General features: G+C 51.6%; 23 protein-coding genes. 12 read left to right on the forward strand and 11 right to left on the reverse strand.

Features of this window, described 5'->3' with window-relative positions; translation table 11 throughout:
- Positions 1–186: 186 nt before the first annotated feature.
- The 8 genes from INT21_RS03700 (at position 187) to INT21_RS03735 (ending at position 5,017) form a co-directional block, all read left to right on the forward strand.
- Complete coding sequence (locus INT21_RS03700) at positions 187–1,212, forward strand: hydrolase (RefSeq protein WP_193060424.1); 1,026 nt, start codon at positions 187–189, stop codon at positions 1,210–1,212.
- Positions 1,213–1,235: 23 nt separating this feature from the next.
- Positions 1,236–2,243, forward strand: coding sequence for an aldo/keto reductase (locus tag INT21_RS03705; RefSeq protein WP_193060425.1), 1,008 nt, complete (start codon positions 1,236–1,238; stop codon positions 2,241–2,243).
- Between the two features lie 128 nt (positions 2,244–2,371).
- The gene (locus tag INT21_RS03710) at positions 2,372–2,548 is read left to right on the forward strand and encodes a hypothetical protein (protein WP_167457121.1); all 177 of its coding nucleotides are present in this window, start codon (positions 2,372–2,374) and stop codon (positions 2,546–2,548) included.
- Between the two features lie 221 nt (positions 2,549–2,769).
- Positions 2,770–3,450 (forward strand): Bax inhibitor-1/YccA family protein, encoded by a 681-nt coding sequence (locus INT21_RS03715; RefSeq protein WP_038484188.1) that lies wholly within the window; start codon positions 2,770–2,772, stop codon positions 3,448–3,450.
- 81 nt (positions 3,451–3,531) lie between these two features.
- Positions 3,532–3,921, forward strand: coding sequence for a sulfurtransferase complex subunit TusD (gene tusD, locus INT21_RS03720; protein WP_193060426.1), 390 nt, complete (start codon positions 3,532–3,534; stop codon positions 3,919–3,921).
- A 53-nt stretch (positions 3,922–3,974) separates the two neighbouring features.
- Positions 3,975–4,340, forward strand: a complete 366-nt coding sequence (locus INT21_RS03725; RefSeq protein WP_193060427.1) for a DsrE family protein — start codon at positions 3,975–3,977, stop codon at positions 4,338–4,340.
- Between the two features lie 36 nt (positions 4,341–4,376).
- Positions 4,377–4,664, forward strand: a complete 288-nt coding sequence (gene tusB / locus INT21_RS03730; protein WP_193060428.1) for a sulfurtransferase complex subunit TusB — start codon at positions 4,377–4,379, stop codon at positions 4,662–4,664.
- 2 nt (positions 4,665–4,666) lie between these two features.
- A complete protein-coding gene (locus tag INT21_RS03735) occupies positions 4,667–5,017 on the forward strand; it encodes a TusE/DsrC/DsvC family sulfur relay protein (RefSeq protein WP_193060429.1) in 351 nt (116 codons plus the stop codon).
- A 40-nt stretch (positions 5,018–5,057) separates the two neighbouring features.
- Here the strand turns inward: INT21_RS03735 and INT21_RS03740 are convergent, their stop codons facing one another.
- The gene (locus INT21_RS03740) at positions 5,058–5,690 is read right to left on the reverse strand and encodes a helix-turn-helix domain-containing protein (protein WP_038484202.1); all 633 of its coding nucleotides are present in this window, start codon (positions 5,688–5,690) and stop codon (positions 5,058–5,060) included.
- A 102-nt stretch (positions 5,691–5,792) separates the two neighbouring features.
- Positions 5,793–6,734 (reverse strand): histone deacetylase family protein, encoded by a 942-nt coding sequence (locus tag INT21_RS03745; RefSeq protein ID WP_193060430.1) that lies wholly within the window; start codon positions 6,732–6,734, stop codon positions 5,793–5,795.
- 106 nt (positions 6,735–6,840) lie between these two features.
- On the opposite strand from INT21_RS03745, the gene INT21_RS03750 reads away from it, so the two are divergent.
- Entirely contained in the window at positions 6,841–9,585 is a 2,745-nt protein-coding gene (locus INT21_RS03750) for a bifunctional acetate--CoA ligase family protein/GNAT family N-acetyltransferase (RefSeq protein ID WP_193060431.1), read from the forward strand.
- A gap of 120 nt (positions 9,586–9,705) precedes the next feature.
- On the opposite strand, the gene pdxH is transcribed toward INT21_RS03750, so the two are convergent.
- Positions 9,706–10,350 (reverse strand): pyridoxamine 5'-phosphate oxidase, encoded by a 645-nt coding sequence (gene pdxH / locus INT21_RS03755; protein WP_038484211.1) that lies wholly within the window; start codon positions 10,348–10,350, stop codon positions 9,706–9,708.
- A 237-nt stretch (positions 10,351–10,587) separates the two neighbouring features.
- Between pdxH and INT21_RS03760 the strand changes: the two genes are divergently transcribed.
- Complete coding sequence (locus INT21_RS03760) at positions 10,588–11,280, forward strand: cytochrome b/b6 domain-containing protein (protein WP_193060432.1); 693 nt, start codon at positions 10,588–10,590, stop codon at positions 11,278–11,280.
- A gap of 29 nt (positions 11,281–11,309) precedes the next feature.
- Here INT21_RS03760 and INT21_RS03765 read toward each other — a convergent pair whose 3' ends face one another.
- Genes INT21_RS03765 through INT21_RS03775 form a run of 3 tightly spaced genes read right to left on the reverse strand, consistent with a single transcriptional unit; the run spans position 11,310 to position 12,843 of the window.
- On the reverse strand, positions 11,310–11,702 hold the full coding sequence (locus INT21_RS03765) for a DUF2069 domain-containing protein (RefSeq protein ID WP_193060433.1): 393 nt from the start codon (positions 11,700–11,702) through the stop codon (positions 11,310–11,312).
- Positions 11,699–12,325, reverse strand: coding sequence for an NAD(P)H:quinone oxidoreductase (wrbA, locus tag INT21_RS03770; RefSeq protein WP_125747878.1), 627 nt, complete (start codon positions 12,323–12,325; stop codon positions 11,699–11,701). Before wrbA ends, INT21_RS03765 begins: the two co-directional genes overlap by 4 nt.
- Before the next feature lie 47 nt (positions 12,326–12,372).
- Complete coding sequence (locus INT21_RS03775) at positions 12,373–12,843, reverse strand: gamma-glutamylcyclotransferase family protein (RefSeq protein ID WP_193060434.1); 471 nt, start codon at positions 12,841–12,843, stop codon at positions 12,373–12,375.
- A gap of 121 nt (positions 12,844–12,964) precedes the next feature.
- On the opposite strand from INT21_RS03775, the gene smrA reads away from it, so the two are divergent.
- Positions 12,965–13,555 carry a DNA endonuclease SmrA gene (smrA, locus tag INT21_RS03780; RefSeq protein ID WP_089038370.1) on the forward strand — a complete coding sequence of 197 codons (591 nt, stop codon included), beginning with the start codon at positions 12,965–12,967 and terminating at the stop codon, positions 13,553–13,555.
- A 116-nt stretch (positions 13,556–13,671) separates the two neighbouring features.
- On the opposite strand, the gene INT21_RS03785 is transcribed toward smrA, so the two are convergent.
- The 4 genes from INT21_RS03785 to metH all read right to left on the reverse strand — a co-directional run bounded on the left by INT21_RS03785 (position 13,672) and on the right by metH (position 21,011).
- Entirely contained in the window at positions 13,672–14,217 is a 546-nt protein-coding gene (locus INT21_RS03785) for a DUF934 domain-containing protein (RefSeq protein WP_193060435.1), read from the reverse strand.
- The gene (locus tag INT21_RS03790) at positions 14,204–15,862 is read right to left on the reverse strand and encodes a nitrite/sulfite reductase (RefSeq protein ID WP_089038372.1); all 1,659 of its coding nucleotides are present in this window, start codon (positions 15,860–15,862) and stop codon (positions 14,204–14,206) included. The genes INT21_RS03785 and INT21_RS03790 overlap by 14 nt, the downstream gene beginning before the upstream one ends.
- 137 nt (positions 15,863–15,999) lie before the next feature.
- Positions 16,000–17,316: an MATE family efflux transporter gene (locus INT21_RS03795; protein ID WP_193060436.1), complete on the reverse strand. Its 1,317-nt coding sequence runs from the start codon at positions 17,314–17,316 to the stop codon at positions 16,000–16,002.
- A complete protein-coding gene (metH, locus tag INT21_RS03800) occupies positions 17,316–21,011 on the reverse strand; it encodes a methionine synthase (protein ID WP_193084859.1) in 3,696 nt (1,231 codons plus the stop codon). Before metH ends, INT21_RS03795 begins: the two co-directional genes overlap by 1 nt.
- Positions 21,012–21,298: 287 nt before the next feature.
- On the opposite strand from metH, the gene nfuA reads away from it, so the two are divergent.
- Positions 21,299–21,910, forward strand: coding sequence for a Fe-S biogenesis protein NfuA (gene nfuA, locus INT21_RS03805; RefSeq protein ID WP_038484241.1), 612 nt, complete (start codon positions 21,299–21,301; stop codon positions 21,908–21,910).
- A gap of 103 nt (positions 21,911–22,013) precedes the next feature.
- Here the strand turns inward: nfuA and INT21_RS03810 are convergent, their stop codons facing one another.
- Entirely contained in the window at positions 22,014–23,048 is a 1,035-nt protein-coding gene (locus tag INT21_RS03810; RefSeq protein ID WP_193084860.1) for a DNA-binding protein, read from the reverse strand.
- Positions 23,049–23,237 lie beyond the last annotated feature (189 nt).

The following is a 23,237-nucleotide window of genomic DNA, read 5'->3' on the forward strand; positions in this document are numbered from 1 at the left end:
TATGAAAACGCTGCATACAAGGGGCGACTGCTTTAGGCGGGCCTGTGTCAGCCCCAAGGCTGATATCCAAGGCGATATTTCTGCCACAACCAAATCTGCTTACAAATTTTGCTAAGCTATTCAGCTGTTTTTTGCTGGCGCTTTTCCTCCATGTCTTCAAGCTCGTCTTCAACCCTGTCTTCACCTATGCCTCCATTTCGATCTTCGCGCTGGCTGCCTGGCGGACATTTGCAAACGCTCTATAGCCCGCTATGGCGGACATCGCCTCAATTACAACGTCGGCGTGAGCGAATGACGCTTCAAGATGGTGATTTTATCGATCTTGATTGGTATGGCCCTGAGGGTGAGTCGGCGAATTGCGTACTGCTGCTTCATGGCCTAACTGGCAGCTCTTCTTCACTGTATATACTAGGGCAACAACAAGCGTTAGCGGCGCGCGGCTGGTCGAGCGTGGCTGTCAATTGGCGTGGCTGCTCTGGTGAGCCAAACCATCGCGCCAGGGGATATCACTCTGGCGCGAGTGAGGACTTGGCGGATGTGGTTAAGCAACTAACGTTACGCTATCCAAACAAATTGTTTGCCGCGATTGGTTACTCATTGGGTGGCAATGTGTTGCTTAAGTATTTGGGTGAAGAGGGTGGCAATACGCCGTTGAAGGCCGCGGCAGCGGTATCGGTACCGTTTCGGCTGGACCACTGCGCAGACCGAATAAGTAAAGGCTTCTCCAGGATTTATCAGGCCCGCTTCCTGCGAGACCTGCGCCAGTATGTTGAACATAAGCAGCAGGCGTTTGTACGCCAAGGGCGAAGGGAAGAACTGGCGCGTTTAGCGGCGCTTGAAGCATTACAAGGTATGAAGACGTTTTGGGACTTCGATGGCCGCGTTACTGCGCCACTGCATGGCTTTGAAAGCGCCGATGACTATTACCACCGCTGTAGCAGTGCTTTCTTCGTGGAGCACCTTCGTATTCCAACGCTCATTGTGCATGCACTAGATGACCCTTTTATCTACCCACAGAGCGTTCCTAATGCGGAAACTCTGCCAAGCTATGTCACCCTGGAGCTTCATGCCTCGGGTGGCCATGTGGGCTTTATAGAGGGGCCTCCGTGGCGGCCGCGTTATTATCTTGAACACCGATTGCCTGACTGGCTGCAGTCGCAGGTTTGTAGCCAGGGTAAAACGCATAACACTAGCGCACTACTATCTAATTAACGTCAATCACCTCAGAGGTTGCTATGTCCGCGTTCTTTGACCGATTAAACGGTGTCTCGTCTCCTCGTATTGGCTTGGGATGCATGAATCTTTCCCATGGCTATGGGCAGTATGTGCCAGAAACAGAGGCGCTTCGGGTATTGGAAGAAGCCTTTGAGATGGGATACCGCCATTTTGATACGGCGACGCTCTATGGTGGAACAGCAAATGAGCGGTTGTTGGGGCTCGCTTTAAAAACAAAAAGGTACCAGCTGTTTCTCGCCAGCAAGTGTGGAATGGCATTGGACGCTGAAACAGGGAAGCGCATTATCGATGGTCGCCCTGACACATTGCGTCGCCAGTGTGAAGAGAGTCTGTCACGACTGAAAACGGATTATTTGGATATTTACTACCTGCATCGCCTAGATCGTAGTGTTCCTATTGAAGAGAGTGTTGGGGCGCTGGGCCGACTAGTGGAAGAGGGTAAAATTGGTGCGGTTGGCTTATCTGAGGTATCGGCAGAAACATTTCGTAAAGGTAATGCGGAATATCCAGTCGCAGCAGTACAGTCAGAATACTCACTCTGGACACGTAATCCCGACATTGCTCTGAAGGATGCATGTGCGGAGCTCGGTGCTGCCTTAGTGGCGTTCAGCCCACTTGGGCGCGGTTTTTTGACGGGGGCAGTGGAAGAAAGTACCCAGTTTTCGACAGGGGATATGCGCGCCGGAATGCCCCGCTTTAGTAAAGACAATTTACCTCACAATATAGCTTTGTTGGATGACGTTAAAACAATGGCTAGGCGTCTTGAGATCTCACCCGCACAGCTGGCGCTAGCTTGGTTAAACGCCCAGGGCCATCATATTGTGCCTATTCCTGGTTCCTGCTCAGTGACGCATATACGCGAGAACTTACGCGCTGAAACGGTCGTGTTGGATGACGCAACAGTGACTCAGCTCAACGGTATGCTGTTGCCGAGCCAAGTTGCTGGCGCTCGTTATAGCGACACGCAACAAGCTGATATTGATACTGAAGAATTTGCGGATTGTTAGCGTAAATTGATAGGGCAAATGGTGATTTTACCAAACCCCGTTGCTTTCTTTCCGCCGAGGACTATTATTCGCTACCAACGACGATGTTGTTTGCCCTCTAAGTTGTTAGCCCCCTAAGGAACAGTGCCATGTTAAAAGGTCTGATCATTTGTTTTGCCGTGCTATTTGCACAGTTGGCGGTGCTGAACGTGATCGATGCACGTCTCTATAACGCTCAGGATGCGCGTCAAGCAGCGACAATGCAGCATTTACCTCACAAGGAAGAAGACGACGATAACGTTTCACCGCCAGCAGTGAAGCTGTAAGCAGAAGAAGCGAAGATAATCACGCCAAATTTGGTACGGTCAGGGGAATTTTATAGCGCATTTCTATGTCCAAAGTGGTGTGGAATGTTAAGCATAGTCAACGCTTGAGGAGCAAGTGCCTTAAAAAGCAGTTGTTTGCGTGGAAGACAAATACTTGCGTCTGGAACTTGGTAACGGCATCCTTGTCCGTTGTTAGTATTACCATTAGGGAGCATAGATAAATGGCTTTTAACGATTCGAACACGGCGAGAGCGCAAACGCGCAGCGAAGTAAGTAGTGTTAGCGCTAATAAAGTTCTGCGTAACACCTACGCGCTATTGGCCATGACATTGCTATTCTCTGCGGTCACCGCTGGTGCCTCTGTCGCAATGGGCATCCAACAAATGAACATTTTTGTGTTCTTTATCGGTGCATACGGGCTGATGTTCCTGGTTCACAAAACGGCCAATTCGGCAGCTGGCTTGTTGGCGACTTTTGCATTCACTGGATTTATGGGCTTCACGCTTGGCCCAATCATTTCCGCCTATCTTACGTTGCCTAACGGTGGCGCTTTGATAATGAATGCATTGGCAATGACTGGCTTGACGTTTATCGGCCTTTCTGCGGTTGCATTAACCACCAAGAAAGACTTCAGCTTTTTAGGTAATTTCCTAATGGCTGGTGCCATTGTGTTGATTTTGGCCATGGTAGCCGGGCTGATCTTCAACATTCCTGCGCTTTCATTGATGGTTTCCGCTGGTTTTGTGCTGTTTGCATCAGCGGCGATCCTCTACCAAACCAGTGAAATTGTTCACCGGGCGGGAGAGACCAACTACATTCTCGCAACTATTACGCTTTATGTTTCCATTTATAACCTGTTCATCAGTCTGCTCTCGATTTTAGGCATTATGAGCAACGACTGATCAACCCCTGCAGTACTATCGCGACAGACCCTACTTGCTAGGGTCTGTTTTTTTTAGGGCGGACTGTATCGAGATAATCCGATGGAGTATGGCTTATTGGTCATGGGGGCGCCGTATAGTAGTGCCGCCCCTCATTCCGCGCTGCGATTTGCCCAAGCAGTGCTAAATGAAGGACACCACATCAAGGGCGTTTTTTTCTATCAAGATGGCGTTCATAATGCCTCTCGACTAATGACTCCTCCACAGGATGAGCTCAATATGCGAGACGCTTGGGTTGACCTGCATCATCAGCACGGGGTGGGATTAGATGTATGCGTCGCGGCGGCGTTACGCCGTGGTGTGGTGAGTGAAGCAGAGGCAAAGCGGCACGGGCAAGTGAACTTCAATCTTGAGCCACCCTTTGAATTAACGGGGCTAGGGCAACTGCTTGAGCTACAGCAGCGCTGTGATCGTTTTATTACGTTTGCTTAGTAGTGAGAACAGGGCTGAAAACAGGGCGACCGGAGTAGATAGGTAGGACTAAGATGGCTGAAGCAAATGAGCGACTTATCGTTATACGACATGCGCCCTATAGCTCAAATGAGTTGCGGGAAGGGCTGGATGTTGCGCTAGTGTCTGCTGCCTTTGGGCAAGCGGTTGATCTGCTGTTTTTAGGGCAGGGGATATTCGCGTTACTCAAAGAGCAACAGGTTGGCGCGCCAGGCCAAAAAGCCACGCTACCGACAATTAATATGTTAGAAATGTACGATATAGAAAACCTATTAGTCCCTACCGAGACCCTACAAGCCTTCAATATAGCCACTGATCAGCTGGTTGAGGGAGTTACCCTAGTCCCGGCTTCAGACGTGCCAGACCTGTTCCAGCGTTATAATTATGTTCTTAATTTTTAATTTTGCGCTCAATTTTTAGCAGAGTAGCCAATAACTATGCTGCATATTCTGAATAAACCTCCCCATAGCGATGCTGCTGTGCAAATGCTCAACGCACTCAGCAATGGCGATTCTGTTGTGCTGATAGAAGACGGCGTGCAGGCTGCGCTCTATCCTGAATGGCAAGGTTGGGCAGCCAATACAGCGTCGATTTTTTTGCTAGCTGAAGATGCTATTTCGAGAGGGGTTCACTCTGTTGCCACCAGCCATGGGCTGCCTTTGATAGAAATGGACGGCTTTATTAAGTTGACCGAGCAAAATGAAAAGATCATTTCCTGGTATTGAATATGAGTAATCAAAGTTTATACCGTTATCTTGATTCGTCGCAAAAGATCCAACTAGATCCTGAGGGGTATCTAGTTAAGCAGGATCAGTGGAGCGGTGAGGTTGCTCAGTTGCTCGCTGAGGATGAAGGGTTAACTCTTACAGAAAAACACTGGGAAATTATTCAGCTGGTGCGCGAGTTTTATACTCGATATGAAATGGCACCCGCAATGCGGCCCTTAGTGAAAGCCACAAAACAGGCGCTGGGTGATGAGAAGGGGAATTCGATTTATTTAATGACGCTGTTTCCGGGGAGTCCACCAAAGCGTATTGCTCGCATCGCTGGCCTTCCTAAGCCCACAAACTGTTTATAGCTATTTTTGCGGTTATTTTGAGCGATACGAAATCTGGGCGTTAGACCGAGTCGCCCCGTGTGCAAACAGAAAGCACGACCGCATCTTCTGGGCTGGTAGAAACCAGGGCGTGCCCCATGTCGCTATCAAAATAAATACTATCGCCTTCGGCGAGCATGAGTGGCGCATAAAATTCTGTGTATAACAAAATATCGCCTTCTAAAATCATCAAAAACTCTTCACCGTCGTGTCGAACCCACTGATGGTACTCATCAAAGCTGCGTGCTCTAACAATGGTCTTAAAAGGAATCATGCGCTTTTGAGCAAGCTGATGTCCGAGCAGCTCATGCTCGTAGGTAGGGGTAGGGTGCACTTGGCCCTTGCCCTTACGGGTAAGATCTCTACGCCCCATGGTATAGCGCTCACGCTTCGGCGGCGTAAATAGCTGGGGCAGGTCGATGTTCAGGCCGGTAATAAGTTTTTGAACCACACTGAACGTAGGCGACACTTGGTCATTTTCGATCTTGGAGAGTGTTGAACGTGCTAAGCCTGTGCGCTGGCTGACGTCTTCCAATGTCCACTGGTTAGCAAGGCGAATCTGTTTTAAACGTTCCCCCAGGCGTAAAGGTTCGACAAAGGGCTTTCGCCCAGAGGCTATGCGCAGCGCAGCATGCTCTTCAGTAGTAGCGGTCATAAAAAGCCACGTGAGTAAACGTCAATAAAACCGCATGTTATCACAGACGCTCTGTATCAAGGTCGCCGTCGCATGACGTTTCACAATAGTGAGTGGCATACGTCATGGAACATCCGTAAAGGGCAAACCCAATAGCGCTTTTAAGTGAGCTTCTGCACCGCTAGCGAGGGTTTTCGGGTTATACCCCCCCTCAAGTACTGAAACTACTCGGTTTTCTGCATAGAGGGCTGCAATCTCCATTGCTAAGTGGGTTATCCAATAAAAATCCTCATCTTCTAAGCAGATATCTCCCATCGGGTCGTCGCGATGAGCATCAAAGCCTGCAGAAAGCATGACTAAGTCTGGTTTGAACGCATGGAGAGCGGGAAGCCACTGTCGTTCGATAATGCGTCTAAACTCTTTACTATCAGTGCCTACTTCCAGCGGCGTATTGACCACATTTTGCCATTCACTGCGTAAATAGCGCCAGGGGTAAAACGGATACTGGAAGCTCGTGCACACCAGTACCTCTGGATCATTTTTGAAGATATCAATAGTGCCGTTGCACTGATGAACATCAAAATCGAGTATTGCGATACGTTTAGCACCATATTTTGCTTTTGCATGGGCCGCACCGACGGCAATGTTGTTATAGAAACAAAACCCCATCGCATCAGCCGCTTCTGCATGATGCCCAGGCGGCCGTACTGCGCAAAATACGTTGTCAGCTTGGCGCTTAAAGACTTGATCAACTCCGCGAATGACGGCTCCCGCGGCCACTCTGGCCGATTTTAGGCTATCGGGGTTCATCATTGTGTCGCTATCGAGGGTGACGATGCCTTCTTTCGGCAGGCACTTTGCTAACGCATTAAGGTGCCTTGTTGGGTGCACTCTTGCTAATGCCTCGTCACACGCCTCTTTGGCATCCGCCTGCATGGTTTGTTGAAGAAGGCCTGCTAGAGATAGGCGCGCACGAATCGCTTCAAGCCGTTGAGGGCTTTCAGGGTGCTCAGGCCCCATATGGTGCAATGCGCAGTCTGGGTGAGTAAGGTAGGCAGTAATCATGCAAGCGCTCCGAAGACAATATCGCCACCTTAATCGTCTCAGGGGCTTGCGCGACAGTGTCAATAAGTCGTACACAGTGGTTATTAATTTCAGGGGAGACGCATTCGTGAGCACACGTTTTTTGCATCATTTTTTCGAACCGCGCACAGTGGCCGTGTTCGGTGCCTCTGAAAAGCCAGCCTCGTTGGGTGGTTTAGTGCTCAGTAATCTCCAAGAGGGCGGTTTTAGGGGGAAAATATGGGCGGTCAATCTGAAAGGATATGACACAGTCTTCGGCGTGGATTGCGTCCGCACCGTGAATGAACTGCCTGAAATCCCTGATTTAGCGGTTATCTGTTCGCCAATCGATGGTGTTCCTAGTCTTATCAAAAAACTTGGGCAGTTTGGTGTTAAAGCTGCGCTGGTGCTTTCCGGTGGTGCCTACCTTGATCGTGAGACGGGCAACAAAGGCTCAATCCGGCAACGTATGTTGCAGTCGGCGATAGAGTCGGGTATCCGGGTGCTAGGGCCCGAGTGCATGGGGCTGATTGTGCCTGGGAAGAAACTGAATGCTTCCTATGCCAGCCAGCCAGTTCAAGCGGGCAAAGTGGCCTACTTAGGGCAATCGGGCATGTTGGCAAATGCCATGATCGATTGGGCTGCTGGCCGCGATGTTGGCTTTTCACACTTGATCACGGTAGGTGACAGTGTTGATGTTCTACTGCCAGATTTGATTGATTATGTGAATCAGTTTTCTCCAGCGCAAGCGATTCTGCTGCACCTTGAGCGCGTGATGGATGCTCAGCACTTTATGACCTCCGTGCGTGATGCATCGCGTAACCGCTTGGTCGTCGCCATCAAGAGTGGGCGAACGCCGCAGTCAGATATTTCGGGTATGGCCCCCACACCAGGTATTGCTAATCGTGATGTGGTGTTTGACGCGGCCTTTGCCCGGGCGGGCGTTGTTCGCGTCAATGATTACGATGAATTGCTGGATGCGCTTGAAACCTTATCGCGCATGAAGCCGCTTCGCGGCGACCGATTGGCTATTGTATCCAATGGCTTAGGACCCGCCATGCTGGCGATCGATAAACTGATAAGTGCCGGCGGTAAACTGGCGGAGTTTAGCGAAGAGACCCAGCGGGTGCTGCATAAAAGCCAGGTAGATATGAGCAAACCCGGTGAGAACCCAGTGGATTTAGGCGGCAACGCGACGCCAGAGCGTTTTGTAGAAGCGCTAAAAATTGTCACTGCCGATCCAAATGTGGATGCCGTACTGGTGGTTCACGCGCCTACTCGTTTAGCGCCTTCATTGGCCACCGCTCAGGCGCTGATTGATCATCGAAAGACATTTAAACGTAACTTACTAACGAGTTGGATGGGGCTGAAAGAAGCTCTGAATGCTAGGCATGTGTGCAATTTGGCGGGGATACCCACCTATACATCGCCGGAAAAGGCGGTGAAAGCATTTATGCATATGGTGGACTATCAGCGTGTTCAAGCGCTGCTGCATGAAATTCCGCCTAGCTTACCTTTTTCCACCAGCGCAGAGATTCGTGCGGAGTGTCGCGCGCTGATTAAAAATGCCAAAGCGGAAGGGCGACAAACATTGACCCATTCCGAAACGGCCCAAGTATTGGAAGCCTATGGCATTCCAGCGGCGCCTAGTGTCTATTTGAGCAAGCCGGAAGATGCCTTAGCAATGGCGGATCATTTTCCAGGCCCTAAGGCGCTAAAAGTCATTCACGAGGGCAATTGTCGTCCTTATCGTTACCGTAAGCACCCCCATAAAATATCCGCGGGTCTACTGCAAGATTTAGAAACGCCGGAGCAAGTGGCCGAAGGGATCCGTCAGCTAGGCGACAAGGTACGCGAGAAATTCCCTCAATATGCTATTCGCGAATACTGTTTGCAGCCAATGCAGCGTGGTAAACACTCAATGCAGATCTGTGCCGGGATCACGCGTGACCCTGTATTCGGTCCGCTGATTGTTTTTGGGATAGGTGGCTATAAAGTAAACGTGCTAGCGGACCGCCAGATTGCGCTACCGCCGCTGAACATGAGCTTGGCCGCTGACGTGGTGGGCAGGACCCATGCGGCTTCATTGATTCGCGAGCATTCGGCCGACCCCGAACGAGATATCCAGCGGCTCTGCCAGCTGTTGGTCAAGCTGTCTCAAATGGCGTCTGACTTAGTCGACTTGAGAGGGCTTGAACTCAATCCTTTGTTGCTGAACCGTGATGGGATGTTAGCCGTGGATTTTGCCATGGACTTAGGGCCGCCTGCGCGTTTTGCCATCATGCCTTACCCTGAAGAGCTACGTGAATGGGTAACGCTGACAAATGGATGGCGGGTAGAGGTTCGCCCCATCCGCGCGGAAGATGCTCCGCTGATTACGACGTTCCACCGGCAGTTATCAGAGGAGAGTATTCGTTTTCGTTACTTCCACAATAAATCTAACTTAACCCAGCGTGATCTGTCGATTCTGTCGCATATCAACTACGACCGACAGATGGCCTTTATTGCCGAACATCAGCACGATGACGGGAGTAAAGAGATGTTGGGTGTCGTTCGGGTATGGAATGATCCTGATAATATTCGCACGGAGTTTTCGATTATTATCCGTGACGACTTGCAGGGGCTGGGTATTGGTAGCCTGTTAATGAACAAGATGATCGATTACTGCACCAGCATTGGCACGCTCGAAATGATCGGCAAAATTATGGTCGATAACCATCCCATGCGCGCCTTGATGAAGCACTTGGGCTTTAAGTGTCGCTATAACATGGAAGAGCAGGTGATTGATGCCGTGCTCAGGTTGAACGAGCCTGAAAGTGAATGGCAGCGTCACCGGTTAGAGAGCCCAGCCTGACTAGGCTGCTTCTGACCCAGATGAGCCTGCCTCAAAAGAGGCAGGCTCATTCATGGGATGGGTAAACGCGAGTGACGAAATGTCTAAATTAAGAACCGACTAACTTAATGAATTGCTTGATTAAGGAGCTAAGCGGAAGCGGCTCCAGTCGCCGCCGTCACGCCGCTCAAAACGCAGGCGGTCGTGAAGACGACTGGGTTGCCCCTGCCAGAACTCTATCATTTCAGGATTAACTCGATAGCCACCCCAGTGATTCGGACGCGGAATATCTTGTCCTTCGTAGGCTTGTTCAAAGCGTTTTTGCCGCTCTTCGATCCAATTGCGATCGGGGATCACAACGCTTTGGGTAGCAATCCAGGCACCCAGCTGGCTACCACGTGGACGACTTGAGAAGTACTCATCAGACTCCTCTTGTGCCACTTGCTCTACGGGACCTTCGATGCGCACTTGTCGTGACAGCGAAGGCCACCAAAAGGTGATGGCCGCAAAAGGTACGTTACTCAGCTCGCTACCTTTGTGGCTATGATAGTTGGTGAAAAACACCATGCCTTGCTCATCAAACCCCTTGAGCAGAACGACACGGGCATGGGGGCGCCCCTGGCTGTCTACCGTAGCAAGGGTCATTGCGTTACCGTCTTGTCCTTCCGTTTCCAGCGCTAGGCTAAACCACTCATCAAACAGCACAAAGGGATTGTCGGGGGCTTGGGCTTCATCAAGGCGGCCACCTTCATAATCGCGCCTAATATCAGCTATATTGCGTGTCATTGAATACTGCTCCCTTTAAATTTTGTTCATGGTCGCTGGTCTTTCGGTAAAGCTCAAGCCCTGTCTCTACGCTTTGTTGACAAGCTCTATTTGGAAGCCCAGCCGAGAGGTTGATGGCGTTACGGGTAATGCAAAGTTGCTTGATTGTATAACGCGTCGCCTGTGCTCTGTAATGCGTTATATCAGAAACATTGAAGAAATGAGAAAATGTATGGATAGAAGATAAAGGGCAACGTAATGCAGAATGAAAGAAAACAGCTGGCCGTTTGGGACGTCTTTGTACGCTTATTCCATTGGTGTCTGCTGGCAGCGGTGGCCATTTCGTTTTACACCGCGAAAACCAATGGCGCACCGTTTTTGTTTCCGATTGAGGCTCATGCCCAAGCAGGCTACCTGATTATTGGTTTATTGATATTTCGCGTGATCTGGGGTGTTTCAGGCCCTATCTATGCCCGCTTTAGTACGTTTGTTTATGGGCCAAAAAATACGGCAATTTATGCAAATGCGCTGCTCAAGCGACGTGCACCTCGCTATGCGAGCCACAACCCCTTGGGGGGGTGGATGGTGGTGCTTCTGCTGCTCTCACTGAGTTTTCAGGCAGTGAGTGGGCTGTTTTTGAGTGACGATATCTTCTTTCAGGGCCCGCTTTACGGTTTGTTGGGCCGAGACATAAGTAGCGAGCTAGCCAGCTTGCATTCACTCAATAGTGATGTGCTGCTTATCCTGATAGCAATCCATGTTGCGGGCATCGTTGTGCATGCTCTGCAAGGAGAAAATTTAGTCGCGGCGATGGTGACGGGAATCAAACGTTTCAATAGTGAACCGATTGATATAAAACCTGCCCGCCGAACTAAGCATCGCCTATTTGCGCTAGGTGCTTTTTTAGTTGCGGCGGGCGTTTGTGGCTGGCTGTGGTTTTATCCCTACTGATGTTTTTAGCAAACAGAGGGTAGCTAAGCTTATGCTTGGCGCTGTTGACGGCTGCGAAAACGCGCGTACGCCATGCAGCCAGTAAATAGGGCCAGGGATGCAAGCGCTTCCAGCACACCGCGAACGCCTTGGCCGGGTAGGGTTGCCAGCATAGTGCCCTGCGTGAAGTACAGTAGGCTAACAAAGGCTAACCAGGCATGGCCTCTGGCTCGCTGACCAATGATCGAGGGTAGGAATAGCAAGAGTGGCAGCACAAACGCGACCACTGGACGCCAGTTAAAGGTATCACCTTGAATAAAAAAGCCACGATAGACAACAAGCAGCAGCAGAATGACAAAGCTGACGAGGACTAACTGCCTTGCTTGCTGCGTGAGCTTATCGAGTCCATGGCGAGTCTCAAGACCTTCTAACCACTGCCTCATACTGCGTCCTCCTGGCGCATTGTATGCAGTGCTCGCGCAAGCTTGGCTAACCGCTTGCCTTGAGCAAGACACAGTGCACGCTCATGCTCGTCGACAGAGCGGTCACTACGCGCACCGGCAACATGACTAGCCCCATAGGGCGTGCCACCGGTTTGGGTACTAAGAAGGGCGGTCTCGTTATAGGGGATGCCGGCGTAGACCATGCCGTGATGCAGTAACGGAATGAGCATGGTGAGCAACGTGCTTTCCTGGCCCCCATGAAGGCTGGAAGTGGAGGTAAATGCACAGGCAGGTTTATCAATCAATGCGCCATTCATCCATAGGCTGCTGGTGGTATCTAGAAAATACTTAAGCGGTGCCGCCATATTGCCAAAACGCGTAGGGCTACCCAATGCCAACGCGCTGCAGTTGCGCAAATCTTCGAGGTCTGCATAGACTGCTCCCTCCGCTGGAATTTCGGGGTCAACGGCTTCACAGGTTGTGGAGACAGGGGGGACGGTGCGCAGCCGCGCTTCAATCCCCGTAATGCTTTCGACACCTGCTGCAATTTGCCTTGCCATATCCGCAGTGGCTCCTGAGCGCGAATAGTAAAGAATTAAAACAAACGGCGTGGAATCACTCATGAGGTATCCTAGAAATAACGACGTAAAGAGGGCACTGCGTTGTCTGCTTATGGTACCAGAGCTACCGGTTGTACAGGAGATGCGTTACGCAATTGGCTAAATGCGGGCAGGCGTAGATAAACCCAGGCAATTGAACCATCCGCCAGCGTTTGTTTGACCCGCTCATAGCGAATACCCAAGCGCTCATAACGATCCAAGCGCAATAGCTGATCCGCAGTGACTTCTAACCGTAACCCTTCTACATGGCTATGGGTATCGGGAGTCAAGTCCAGGCCTTGTTTTTTAAAGCCCTCAAGACGTGCTGGTTGTGGGTTGCCTGAACTGCCCATCACCACCCAGCGCACAGGGAGATAGCGCAGCGTGCCATAGACGAAGACGCTGTGGGTTCGTTCTTCAATGACTGGCAAGTGGGAGGGGCGCTCGTAAAACCACGGGCTCAGCATTGTCAGCCAAAGCCAACCTGCGGCACCGATTAGTAGTGCTGCGCTACACGCGATCAAACGTTTTAACCAAACCATGCCCACTCCTTTGATAATGTTGGCTATCAGCGTGGCGTTAGATGTTAATGAAAACAAGTCTTAAGCAATGTCGGCGGGTTTGCTAGGATAGAGGCATTAGACCCTGTCAGAGGAGCCTGTTATGAATCAATCACTTCGTGATGAGATGGATTTCAGTGCGTTGGTCGGCGATGTAAAGCCGTTACCCAAGCATAACCGCGCAGATACAGGTACCCAGCGCCAGCGGCCTACAGAGGCCCAGCTTGCTCGTCGTGAAAGTGCTGAGCAGCGTCTGGAAGAGCGTAATTTCTTATCCGATGATTTTGTCGACTTGTTGCCGCCCTTTGATCCGATTGAATACCGCCGGGAGGGTATTCAGCAAGGAGTGGTCGATAAACTGAAGCATGGTGGTTACAGTGTTCAGGCCCAGCTACATCTGCTACGGCGGCCGCTGGCAGAGTGCCGCAGAATGCTGTTCCCGTTTATTCAAGAAGCTTACCTCCACGACCTTCGCTCTGTGCTCATTGTGCATGGGAGGGGGCGAGAAATAGATAGTCCTGCGAATGTCCTGCGTTCCTATCTGGCTAAATGGCTTACTCAGTTCGACGAAGTGCAGGCTTATATTTCTGCGCAACCTGCGGAGGGTGGCCTTGGCGCCACCTGGGTCATGCTACGTAAAAGTGACCGTGCCAAAGCTAACAACCGTGAGCGCCAGCAAAAACGTCGCGGATAGCCTGCCATTGTTTATCGAGTAATTGTTTATCAAACAAAAAGGGCAGCCGAGAAGCTGCCCTTTCTGTTTCTATCTCTACTTCTATCTTTCTACGTCTATCTCGATATCGTTTGCGGTTACTGCTTTGTGTCCGCCAGGCGGCGTTCGAACAATGCTTGGCGCTGCTCAACATCGGTTTGGTAGCGAACACTAAACATATTCAACGCACGGATAGCGTCGTCTGGATGCTGATCATCACGCAGAGCCATGGCGGTAAAGCCACAGCGGCGCATGTAATCCAACTGGTCGACCAACACATCACCGACTGCACGTACTTCACCGGTATAGCCGTAGCGTTCGCGAAGCAAACGAGCAAGCGTGTAGCCACGCCCATCCGTAAATGCCGGGAAATCGATGGCAATCGCACTGGTACGGCTTAGCTGCTGGCCAAGCTCCGTGGTTAACTCGGTATCACTTGAAAGCAGCGGTGCTAGCTCGGCATCGTCCTGGTTCGCTTGCCAGAGTGCCAGCGGCACAAAGGCGGGACGCTGTTCAGGGAGCGTGTCTGCGTCATAGGACACACACCAGGCATTCTCTGCTGCCAGTTCACCATCAGCGATCAGATGGTCGACATGTACTGGCGTGAGCTCAACCGCGTCAGTCTGAGTGTCATTGCTGGGCATAAACACGCTCCTTAAAGGGTTTTAAGCCAATACGGCGATAGGTGTCGAGGAACCGCTCGTCTGCGTGACGTTCGGCCACATAGACTTGCAGTACCTTATCGACAACGTCCGGCACGTCTTCGCGGTAGAAAGAGGGCCCTAGGATTTTACCTAACGAGGCATCGTCAGTTGAGTTACCACCAATCGAGATTTGGTAGTACTCTTCGCCTTTTTTGTCGACGCCGAGGATGCCGATGTGGCCAACGTGGTGATGCCCACAGGCGTTCATGCAGCCTGAAATATTCAGATCCAGCGGGCCGAGGTCATAGAGGAAGTCCAGGTCTTCAAACCGCTCCTGCAGTGCTTGGGCGATGGGGATAGAGACCGCGTTGGCCAAGCCACAGTAGTCGCCGCCAGGGCAGCAGATAATATCGTTCAGCGTACCTACGGTTGGATTGGCCATGCCCAGTGCATCAAGCTCTTTCCAGAGCGCCTCTAGCTCATCGACGGGAACGTCAGACAGCACTAGGTTTTGCTCGTGGGTCACGCGCACTTCACCGAAGCTATAGCGATCGGCCAGGTCGGCGACGGCTTCCATTTGATCCGCTGTGACATCGCCAGGCGCGTGTTCGCGGCGCTTAAGTGAAAGGGTCACCGCTTTATAACCAGGGACCTTGTGGTCGGTGACGTTATTCGTCACAAAGCGGGCCAAACTACGATTTTCGCTGCGTAGCTGTTCGAAATCGGCAATGGCGCTCTCAGCAACCGGACGGCGCTCTGGTTCAGGGAAGTGAATCTTGGCCGCATCAACCGCTGCTTGGTTAAGTGTTTGCGGGCCATCTTTAAGATGCGCCCACTCTTCGTCAACGCGGCGGCGAAACTCTTCAATACCGAGCGCTTTGACGAGAATTTTAATACGTGCTTTAAACTTGTTATCGCGGCGACCAAATTGGTTGTATACGCGAACACATGCTTCTAGATACGTTAAGAGGTGCTGCCAGGGAAGATCTTCGCGCACCACGTCGCCAATCATCGGTGTGCGGCCAAGACCGCCACCTGCCAGCACTTTAATGCGGACGTCACCGTCTTCGTTACGCCATAGCCGCAGGCCGATGTCATGCACTTGAATAGCTGCGCGATCTTGGGCGGCACCGCTGACGGCAATTTTAAATTTGCGTGGCAGGTAGGCGAACTCAGGATGTAAGGTTGACCACTGGCGAATTAGCTCACACCAGGGGCGCGGATCTTCCACTTCATCACCGGCAATACCTGCAAACTGGTCGCTGGTGGTATTGCGGATGCAGTTTCCGCTAGTTTGAATAGCGTGCATTTGCACTTTGGCGAGGTCTGCCAAAATATCGGGTACGTCTTCCAATGCTGGCCAGTTCAGCTGCAAGTTTTGCCGAGTCGTGAAGTGGCCATAGCCACGATCATAGCGCCGAGTAATTTCCGCTAACGCGCGAAGCTGCTTACCCGCCAGCATGCCGTAGGGGATGGCGATTCGCAGCATTGGCGCATGCTTCTGAATATACAGGCCGTTTTGGAGTCGCAGCGGGCGAAACTCTTCTTCTCCCAAACGCCCGGCGCGGTAGCGGTCCATTTGGTCACGAAACTGAGCGACGCGCTCGTCAACCAACGTTTGGTCGTGAATATCATAACGGTACATGTGGCACGATCCTGCTAAAAGCGAAATGGTCACGTCGAGACGGACGGTAATGTGCCGTCACCTTAACGCGGGCGTCATATTCTACAAAAGAATATATAATTATCTTTTTATCGCTAAATGGTATTTGAGGTTTATAGTCATAGCGTTTGAGCTAGCCAGCGTCGACGCTGCCACACCCATAAGAAGCTGCTGGAGTTGAGCGCACGGTAGAAAAGTTGCACTAGCCATACACCGAGTAGCCCATATTCCAACTCAATGCCTACCCACCAGGCCAGTGGCAGAAACACTAGCCACTGCATGCTCAAAGTAAGCAACATCACTGTTCGCTGAGCGCCAGCGCCCATTAACGTTTGGGCCAGCACCAATGCGGCAGCATCCAGCACTATCATTAAGCCAGTAATCTGTAAGGGAAGAGTACCTGACTGAATAAGTGAGTGATCTTCAAAAAAAATAGCCAGAACAGTGGCCGGGAACAACAGCATAGGGAGTGCCAACACTGTCAGCAGCAAGCCAGCGACGCTTAATGCGTCGATTCCCCAGCGGTGTGCTGCCTGTTGATCATCGCGCCCTAATGCTTCACCGACCAAGCTCATTGCCGCCACACCCACCCCGACGCCAGGTAAAATAAGTAGCAACGATAGATTCACTAGCACATGGCCCACAGCGACACTCTGCGTGCCCATCCTACCTAATAGCCAGAACAGCACCACATAGCCGGCGGCAAACCATACTTGTTGCAGTGAGTGTGGGATAGCCAAAAATAGTGTGGTCTGTAATGAGCGCAATGTCAGCTTCTGTCGGGTAAGTGCGTGGGCGTTATAGGTCACGCAAGCCCAAATAATCAGCCCCAGCAGTAGCGAAAGCGTCGTGCCCATACCTGCACCATTGGCACCCAGCGCCGGTAGGCCACCAATGCCATAAATTAATCCTGCACTAGCGACCACATTGAACACATGCACAATGACGATAATACGCAGGTAAAGGTGCGTGTGTTGCCGCCCGTTCCAGTAACCGCGAAAGCAAAGTGTCAGGGCAATCGCGGCTAACGATACAACGCGCCAGCGGAAATACTCCACGGCAATCGCCGTCACGTCATCTGCTGGCGTCATTAGCTGTATTAACCGGGGAGCCTGCCACCACGCGAGACACGATAATGGAATGCCGACCATAACGGCGATCAGCAAGCCAGAGTGAAGTGAGCGTGTTAGCGGGAAGTGTTCTGCGCCCAGGTCTTGAGAGGTTTGCGACTGGACGCTGGAAGAGAGGCCAAAAACCAGCGCCGTCATCATAAACATGGCATAGCCGCCGATACCAACACCTGCCAATGCCTCTTGGCCTAAATGGCCTACCAGTGCAGCATCAATAAGGTTGAGCATGCTCTGTGAGAGCATGCCCAGCATGATCGGTAAGGCTAAGCGCATGACCTTACCTTGGCGGCGGCCCACTGCTGACATTAGCTAGGGTCGTAAGAGAGCACTGGCGATAGCCAGCGTTCCATTTCCACTAATGGCATCTGCTTGCGTTGCGCAATCGCTTCCACTTGATCCCGGGTGATTTTTCCGGTGGAGAAGTATTTGGACTGGGGGTGTGCGAAGTACCAGCCAGAGACCGCCGCCGCAGGCCACATGGCAAAATTTTCGGTCAGTGCCAAGCCGGTATTTTCCGTCGCATCAAGCAACCGGAACAGCGTGGCCTTTTCGGTATGGTCAGGGCAGGCTGGGTAGCCGGGAGCAGGGCGGATACCCTGATATTTCTCGGCAATTAGCGCGTCATTATCCAGCGTCTCTTCCGGCACATAGCCCCAGAACTCTTTGCGCACGCGCTCGTGCATGCGCTCGGCAAACGCTTCTGCTAAACGGTCGGTTAATGCTTGCACCATGATGGCATTGTAATCGTCACCAGCTGCTTCATAGGCTTTAGAAAGTTCATCAACCCCATGGCCTGTGGTAACGGCAAAACCACCGATCCAGTCGGCTTTGCCGCTCTCTTTAGGCGCAATAAAATCCGCCAGACTGTAGCAGATCCCATCACGCCCTTTGGTGGTCTGCTGACGAATGTGATGCAAACGCTCAACGATCTCGGTGCGGCTTTCATCGGCATACACTTCAATGACATCGTCATCGACGCTGTTAGCGGGCCACAAGCCAATGACGCCGCGCGCCTGAACGCGCTTTTCGTCGATTAGCTTGCGCAGCATCACTTTGGCATCTGCAAACAAATTGCGTGCAGCTTCCCCGACCACCTTGTCTTCAAGGATTTTGGGGTACTTGCCAGCAAGCTGCCAGCTCATAAAGAACGGTGTCCAATCGATGCGTTCAACCAGCTCTTCAAGGTCGTAGTTATCGAAGGTTTTGAGACCCAACACCTGAGGTTTCACTGGAGTAAAGCTGTTCCAATCCGTGCGAAAGCGCCGTTTACGGGCTTGGGTATAGTCCAGGTCTGCGGCTTTAGGGCGGCGTTTGGCGTTACGCTCGCGCACTTTTTCGTACTCTTCGCGAATCTCGGCAACGTAGGCGGCTTTAAGGTTCGGCGCCAGTAAACGGCCCGCGACGCCAACCGCTCGGGAGGCATCGGTTACATAAATCACGGGGTGATCGTATTGTGGCTCAATTTTTACGGCTGTATGGGCTTTGGAGGTAGTGGCACCACCAATGAGCAGCGGCAGATCCATGCCCCGGCGCTTCATTTCTTTAGCAACATGCACCATCTCATCAAGCGATGGGGTGATCAGTCCTGAAAGTCCAATGATGTCAGCATTGTGATCTTGGGCGGCCTGAAGAATTTTTTCGGTAGGCACCATCACGCCAAGGTCGATGACTTCGTAGTTATTACACTGCAGTACCACGCCGACAATGTTTTTGCCGATATCGTGAACATCGCCTTTAACCGTGGCCATTACGATCTTGCCTTTGGCCTTGGTCTCTTCGCTTTTTTCCGCTTCGATATAGGGAATCAGATAGGCAACCGCCTGCTTCATGACGCGAGCCGACTTAACTACCTGGGGTAGGAACATTTTGCCGGCACCAAACAGGTCGCCAACCACGTTCATACCATCCATTAACGGGCCTTCGATCACCTCGATGGGCCTAGCGGCCTCGGCGCGAGCCTGTTCGGTGTCCTCTTCTATATATGCAGTTACGCCTTTAACCAACGCATGCTCGATACGCTTATTAACCGGCCAACTGCGCCACTCCAGGTCTTCTTTTTTGGCGGCGCCGCTGCCATCGCCCTTGTACTTGTCGGCAAGGTCAAGCAGCCGCTCGGTACCATCGCTACGGCGGTTGAGCACGACGTCTTCTACCGCATCACGCAGCTCAGTGGGTAAGTCATCATAAACCGCCAATTGGCCCGCATTGACGATGCCCATGCTGAGGCCTGCACGAATGGCGTGGTAAAGGAATACCGAGTGAATGGCTTCACGAACGGGGTTATTGCCTCGAAATGAAAACGAGACGTTCGATACGCCGCCGGAGATCATCGCGTGAGGCAGGTGCTCACGGATCCACTGGGTAGCCTCAATGAAATCGACGGCGTAGTTATTGTGCTCATCTATGCCGGTCGCGATAGCAAAGATATTAGGGTCGAAAATAATATCTTCCGCAGGGAAGCCAATGTCATCGACTAGTAAGCGGTAGGCGCGTTCACAAATTTCGGTTTTACGCGCAAAGGTATCTGCTTGGCCTTCTTCATCAAACGCCATGACCACAATGGCGGCGCCAAAGCGGCGACATTTGGTGGCTTGCTCGCGAAACGCGGCTTCACCTTCTTTCAGCGAGATAGAGTTAACAACCGCTTTGCCCTGAACACACTTAAGGCCCGCTTCGATGATGTCCCATTTAGAGGAGTCGATCATGATCGGAACGCGAGCGATATCGGGTTCGCCAGCGATTAAATTAAGGAAACGAACCATCGCTTCCTGGGACTCCAACATGCCTTCGTCCATGTTGATGTCGATAATTTGCGCGCCGTTCTCGACCTGCTCCAAGGCGACTTCAAGCGCGGTGGTGAAGTCTTCTTCGACGATCAGCCGCTTAAAGCGTGCCGAGCCGGTCACGTTAGTGCGCTCACCGACGTTGACAAACAGCGCGTCAGCTTCAATGTTGAAGGGCTCTAAGCCAGACAGTCGGCACGCATGACTACGCTTTGCAATCTTGCGGGGCGCCATCGAGCTGACTGCCTCAGCGATGGCGCGAATATGCTCAGGGGTTGAGCCACAGCAGCCCCCAATAATATTGACCAGTCCACTTGCCGCGAACTCGCTGACAATGGCCGCCATTTCCTCTGGGGTTTGGTCATACTCACCAAACTCATTGGGTAGGCCCGCATTGGGATGCGCAGAAACAAAGGTATCGGCTTTAGTGGAAAGCTCTTCGATGTAAGGACGCAGCTCTTCAGCACCTAGGGCGCAGTTTAAGCCAACCGAGAGCGGTTGGGCGTGGCGGACAGAGTTCCAGAAAGCCTCGGTAGTTTGACCAGAAAGCGTGCGACCTGAGGCATCGGTAATGGTGCCGGAAATCATCACCGGCAGCCGCGTGTTCAGGTCATCAAACAACTCTTCAAGCGCATAAATAGCGGCTTTGGCATTAAGTGTGTCAAAGATAGTCTCGATCATAATAAGATCGGCACCGCCTTCGATTAACGCACTAGCAGCTTCATAATAGTTCTCGCGAAGCTCGTCGAAGGTGACATTGCGCTTAGAAGGGTCGTTGACATCCGGCGACAGAGACGCGGTGCGTGAGGTTGGCCCAAGTACCCCAGCGACATACCGCGGGATATTCGTTTCAGCAGCCACGGCGTCACAGACATTACGCGCCAAACGTGCCGACTCACGATTCAGCTCAGGCACCAAATCTTCCATGCCATAGTCTGACTGGGAAAGACGTGTGCTATTAAATGTATTGGTTTCGATAATATCCGCGCCAGCTTCTAGATAGTCGCGGTGAATACGTGCCACTAAGTCCGGACAGGTAAGTGCTAATAAGTCATTATTACCTTTAAGATCCGAGGGCCAGTCACGAAAGCGGTCACTACGGAAATCGTCTTCGCTGAGTTCGGCGTTCTGCAACATGGTACCCATGCCGCCGTCCAAAATCAGGATACGTTGGGCAAGGCGTTGGGTAAGGGAAGCGGTCAAATCACTAGCAGCCATGGCAGGGGGAAGTCTCCAGCGTCTCAGTCGAAAAGGATATTTTTTATAGTCGTCGTCATAGTGTGAGCGGCGCCTATCATAACAAAGGGCACACCATAGGGCAGCAAGTAAGGGCGTGAAGTTATTGCAGTATCTTAATGAGGCGCGCTCATATACATAGGCAATAGCCTACTAAAATAGTCGGGATTGTGCTGGCGAGCAGTTTTGCTTACCATAGGCGTTAATGAAATAGTTATAAATGACATGTGATGTGGCCAAGCCACAACCACGGGAGGATAACATCCCTTATGACCGCGACTATCGAAACAGATACCCAAGGTATTGATATTACTGACAGTGCTCAGGAATATCTTGCTGAACTGTTGGAAAAGCAGAATGTTGAAGGCATTGCTGTACGTATTTTTATCACCCAACCCGGCACGCCTTACGCGGAAACATGTTTAGCCTATTGCCGTCCAGGTGAAGAAGAACCCACTGACGTTAAGCTTGAACTTGAAAAAATTAACGTATTTCTCGATAAAAACAGCTTGGCATTTTTAGACGAGGCGGTTGTTGATTTTAACGCGGATCGTATGGGCGGCCAGTTAACCATCAAGGCTCCTAACGCGAAAATGCCTAAAGTTAATGCGGACAGCCCGCTGGAAGACCGCATCAACTACACGCTTTACAGCGAGATTAACCCAGGGCTGGCGGCCCACGGTGGTGAAATCAAGCTGGTAGAGCTGACCGAAGACAAGGTGGCGATCCTTGCTTTTGGTGGCGGCTGCCAAGGTTGTGCAGCGGTAGATTTAACGCTTAAAGATGGCGTTGAGAAAACACTGATGGAGCGGATTCCTGAGTTAGCGGGTATCCGTGACGTGACCGATCACACGGATACAACGAACGCTTACTACCGCTAACGTTATATTAGCTGTACCGTTTGCGCTTCGAAAAGCCCGGCAGAAATCTGCTGGGCTTTTTTTATGAGTGGTAGGTTGTGAATGCTAGGTGATGAGCGATAGGTCACTCGTTGGGTGGATTATCTTCTTTTTCTTGCGAGGAGAGCGTCTCGGGCAGGGCTGTTAATTGCGCCTGAAGGGCTTCCATTCGTTGCCAAAGCTGTTGCTGCCAGTTTTCGTCCTGAAGCGCCGTTTTGTGCTGCTGTTCTAGTGCTTGGTGGGCTTTATCAAGCTCGCTCTGCAGGCTGGAGTGCAGCTCTTTTAGCGATATATTGTTGCGCTCAAGCTCGTCAATTCGTTGTTGCAAGCTGCTGTTGTCTAACTGGTAGTGCTGCAACGTGTCTTTTTTGAGCTGAAGCTCTTTCGCCAAGCTGTCTGAGCGCTGCTCGAACTGGAGCAGGCGCTTTTGTAGTGCTTTTTCTTCTTGGGCACGCTCTTGTCTTAGCGTGTCTAGCAACGCCATCAGTTTTCCTTCTGCTGCTTCGTTACGCTGTTCTTCCTGAGCAAGGCGCTGTTCCCAAGCGGCTTGGCGTTGTTGCAGCTCTTCAGTGAAGCGCTCTTTCAGCGAAGCGACATCATGCTCCGACTGGGTAAGTAGCTGCTGGTATCGCTTAGCATCTTGGTTGGCTTGCTCTGCCTGTTGCTGCCACTGACGCTCGCTCGCTTGACTAGCGGCCAGCTCGCGATTAAGTGTCTCCAAGCGCTGTTCTGTATGTCGCAAATGCTCTGCAAGGGCGCTTTCTCGTTGTTCCGCATTGGCTGTCTGCTGAAGCGCTTCGGCGGCTTCCTGCTGGGCGCTCTCTACCTGCCGATTAGCATCTTCACGATAGTGGACGAGCGCTTGATTGGCGGCCTCTTGCGCCTCGCGCCATAGCTCGGTTGCGACGTTAACGATGACCTCTGGGACGCCTTTAGGTGGCGGAACATCGCGATTTTGCTCTCGTTCAATACGCCAATTACGGAAATGCTCACTGATCGTTGTGAAGCTGCCAGTTCCCAGTACTTCGCGAATACGTTGCACGCTAGGGGTGTCGCCGCGAGCGAGCAGGGTATCGATTGCTTGCTGAACATCACTGTATTGAATCCCGCTGCGAGCCATGGTGCTTATCCCTATCAGATTGGTAGCGCTATTTTCATAGGGTTTGGTTAAAATTACAATAATTACGTAATACATAAAACGTAAAATTATTTACATTAAGCATTATAAATTCAAGATTACTGCCCTTATCTTGAGTTTTAGTGCCGATAGCAGCACACTTAACCCATTGAAAAATAACGCGGTAGATAT

Source organism: Halomonas sp. 3F2F (assembly GCF_014897805.1).
Classification (GTDB): Bacteria; Pseudomonadota; Gammaproteobacteria; order Pseudomonadales; family Halomonadaceae; genus Vreelandella.

What these genes read in the sequence shown, in the direction of transcription:
- INT21_RS03700 (WP_193060424.1), top strand. Translation starts at nt 187, where the DNA reads ATGCCTCCATTTCGATCTTCGCGCTGGCTGCCTGGCGGACATTTGCAA.
- INT21_RS03705 (WP_193060425.1), top strand. Translation starts at nt 1,236, where the DNA reads ATGTCCGCGTTCTTTGACCGATTAAACGGTGTCTCGTCTCCTCGTATT.
- INT21_RS03710 (WP_167457121.1), top strand. Translation starts at nt 2,372, where the DNA reads ATGTTAAAAGGTCTGATCATTTGTTTTGCCGTGCTATTTGCACAGTTG.
- INT21_RS03715 (WP_038484188.1), top strand. Translation starts at nt 2,770, where the DNA reads ATGGCTTTTAACGATTCGAACACGGCGAGAGCGCAAACGCGCAGCGAA.
- tusD (WP_193060426.1), top strand. Translation starts at nt 3,532, where the DNA reads ATGGAGTATGGCTTATTGGTCATGGGGGCGCCGTATAGTAGTGCCGCC.
- INT21_RS03725 (WP_193060427.1), top strand. Translation starts at nt 3,975, where the DNA reads ATGGCTGAAGCAAATGAGCGACTTATCGTTATACGACATGCGCCCTAT.
- tusB (WP_193060428.1), top strand. Translation starts at nt 4,377, where the DNA reads ATGCTGCATATTCTGAATAAACCTCCCCATAGCGATGCTGCTGTGCAA.
- INT21_RS03735 (WP_193060429.1), top strand. Translation starts at nt 4,667, where the DNA reads ATGAGTAATCAAAGTTTATACCGTTATCTTGATTCGTCGCAAAAGATC.
- INT21_RS03740 (WP_038484202.1), bottom strand. Translation starts at nt 5,690, where the DNA reads ATGACCGCTACTACTGAAGAGCATGCTGCGCTGCGCATAGCCTCTGGG.
- INT21_RS03745 (WP_193060430.1), bottom strand. Translation starts at nt 6,734, where the DNA reads ATGATTACTGCCTACCTTACTCACCCAGACTGCGCATTGCACCATATG.
- pdxH (WP_038484211.1), bottom strand. Translation starts at nt 10,350, where the DNA reads ATGACACGCAATATAGCTGATATTAGGCGCGATTATGAAGGTGGCCGC.
- INT21_RS03760 (WP_193060432.1), top strand. Translation starts at nt 10,588, where the DNA reads ATGCAGAATGAAAGAAAACAGCTGGCCGTTTGGGACGTCTTTGTACGC.
- INT21_RS03765 (WP_193060433.1), bottom strand. Translation starts at nt 11,702, where the DNA reads ATGAGGCAGTGGTTAGAAGGTCTTGAGACTCGCCATGGACTCGATAAG.
- wrbA (WP_125747878.1), bottom strand. Translation starts at nt 12,325, where the DNA reads ATGAGTGATTCCACGCCGTTTGTTTTAATTCTTTACTATTCGCGCTCA.
- INT21_RS03775 (WP_193060434.1), bottom strand. Translation starts at nt 12,843, where the DNA reads ATGGTTTGGTTAAAACGTTTGATCGCGTGTAGCGCAGCACTACTAATC.
- smrA (WP_089038370.1), top strand. Translation starts at nt 12,965, where the DNA reads ATGAATCAATCACTTCGTGATGAGATGGATTTCAGTGCGTTGGTCGGC.
- INT21_RS03785 (WP_193060435.1), bottom strand. Translation starts at nt 14,217, where the DNA reads ATGCCCAGCAATGACACTCAGACTGACGCGGTTGAGCTCACGCCAGTA.
- INT21_RS03790 (WP_089038372.1), bottom strand. Translation starts at nt 15,862, where the DNA reads ATGTACCGTTATGATATTCACGACCAAACGTTGGTTGACGAGCGCGTC.
- INT21_RS03795 (WP_193060436.1), bottom strand. Translation starts at nt 17,316, where the DNA reads ATGTCAGCAGTGGGCCGCCGCCAAGGTAAGGTCATGCGCTTAGCCTTA.
- metH (WP_193084859.1), bottom strand. Translation starts at nt 21,011, where the DNA reads ATGGCTGCTAGTGATTTGACCGCTTCCCTTACCCAACGCCTTGCCCAA.
- nfuA (WP_038484241.1), top strand. Translation starts at nt 21,299, where the DNA reads ATGACCGCGACTATCGAAACAGATACCCAAGGTATTGATATTACTGAC.
- INT21_RS03810 (WP_193084860.1), bottom strand. Translation starts at nt 23,048, where the DNA reads ATGGCTCGCAGCGGGATTCAATACAGTGATGTTCAGCAAGCAATCGAT.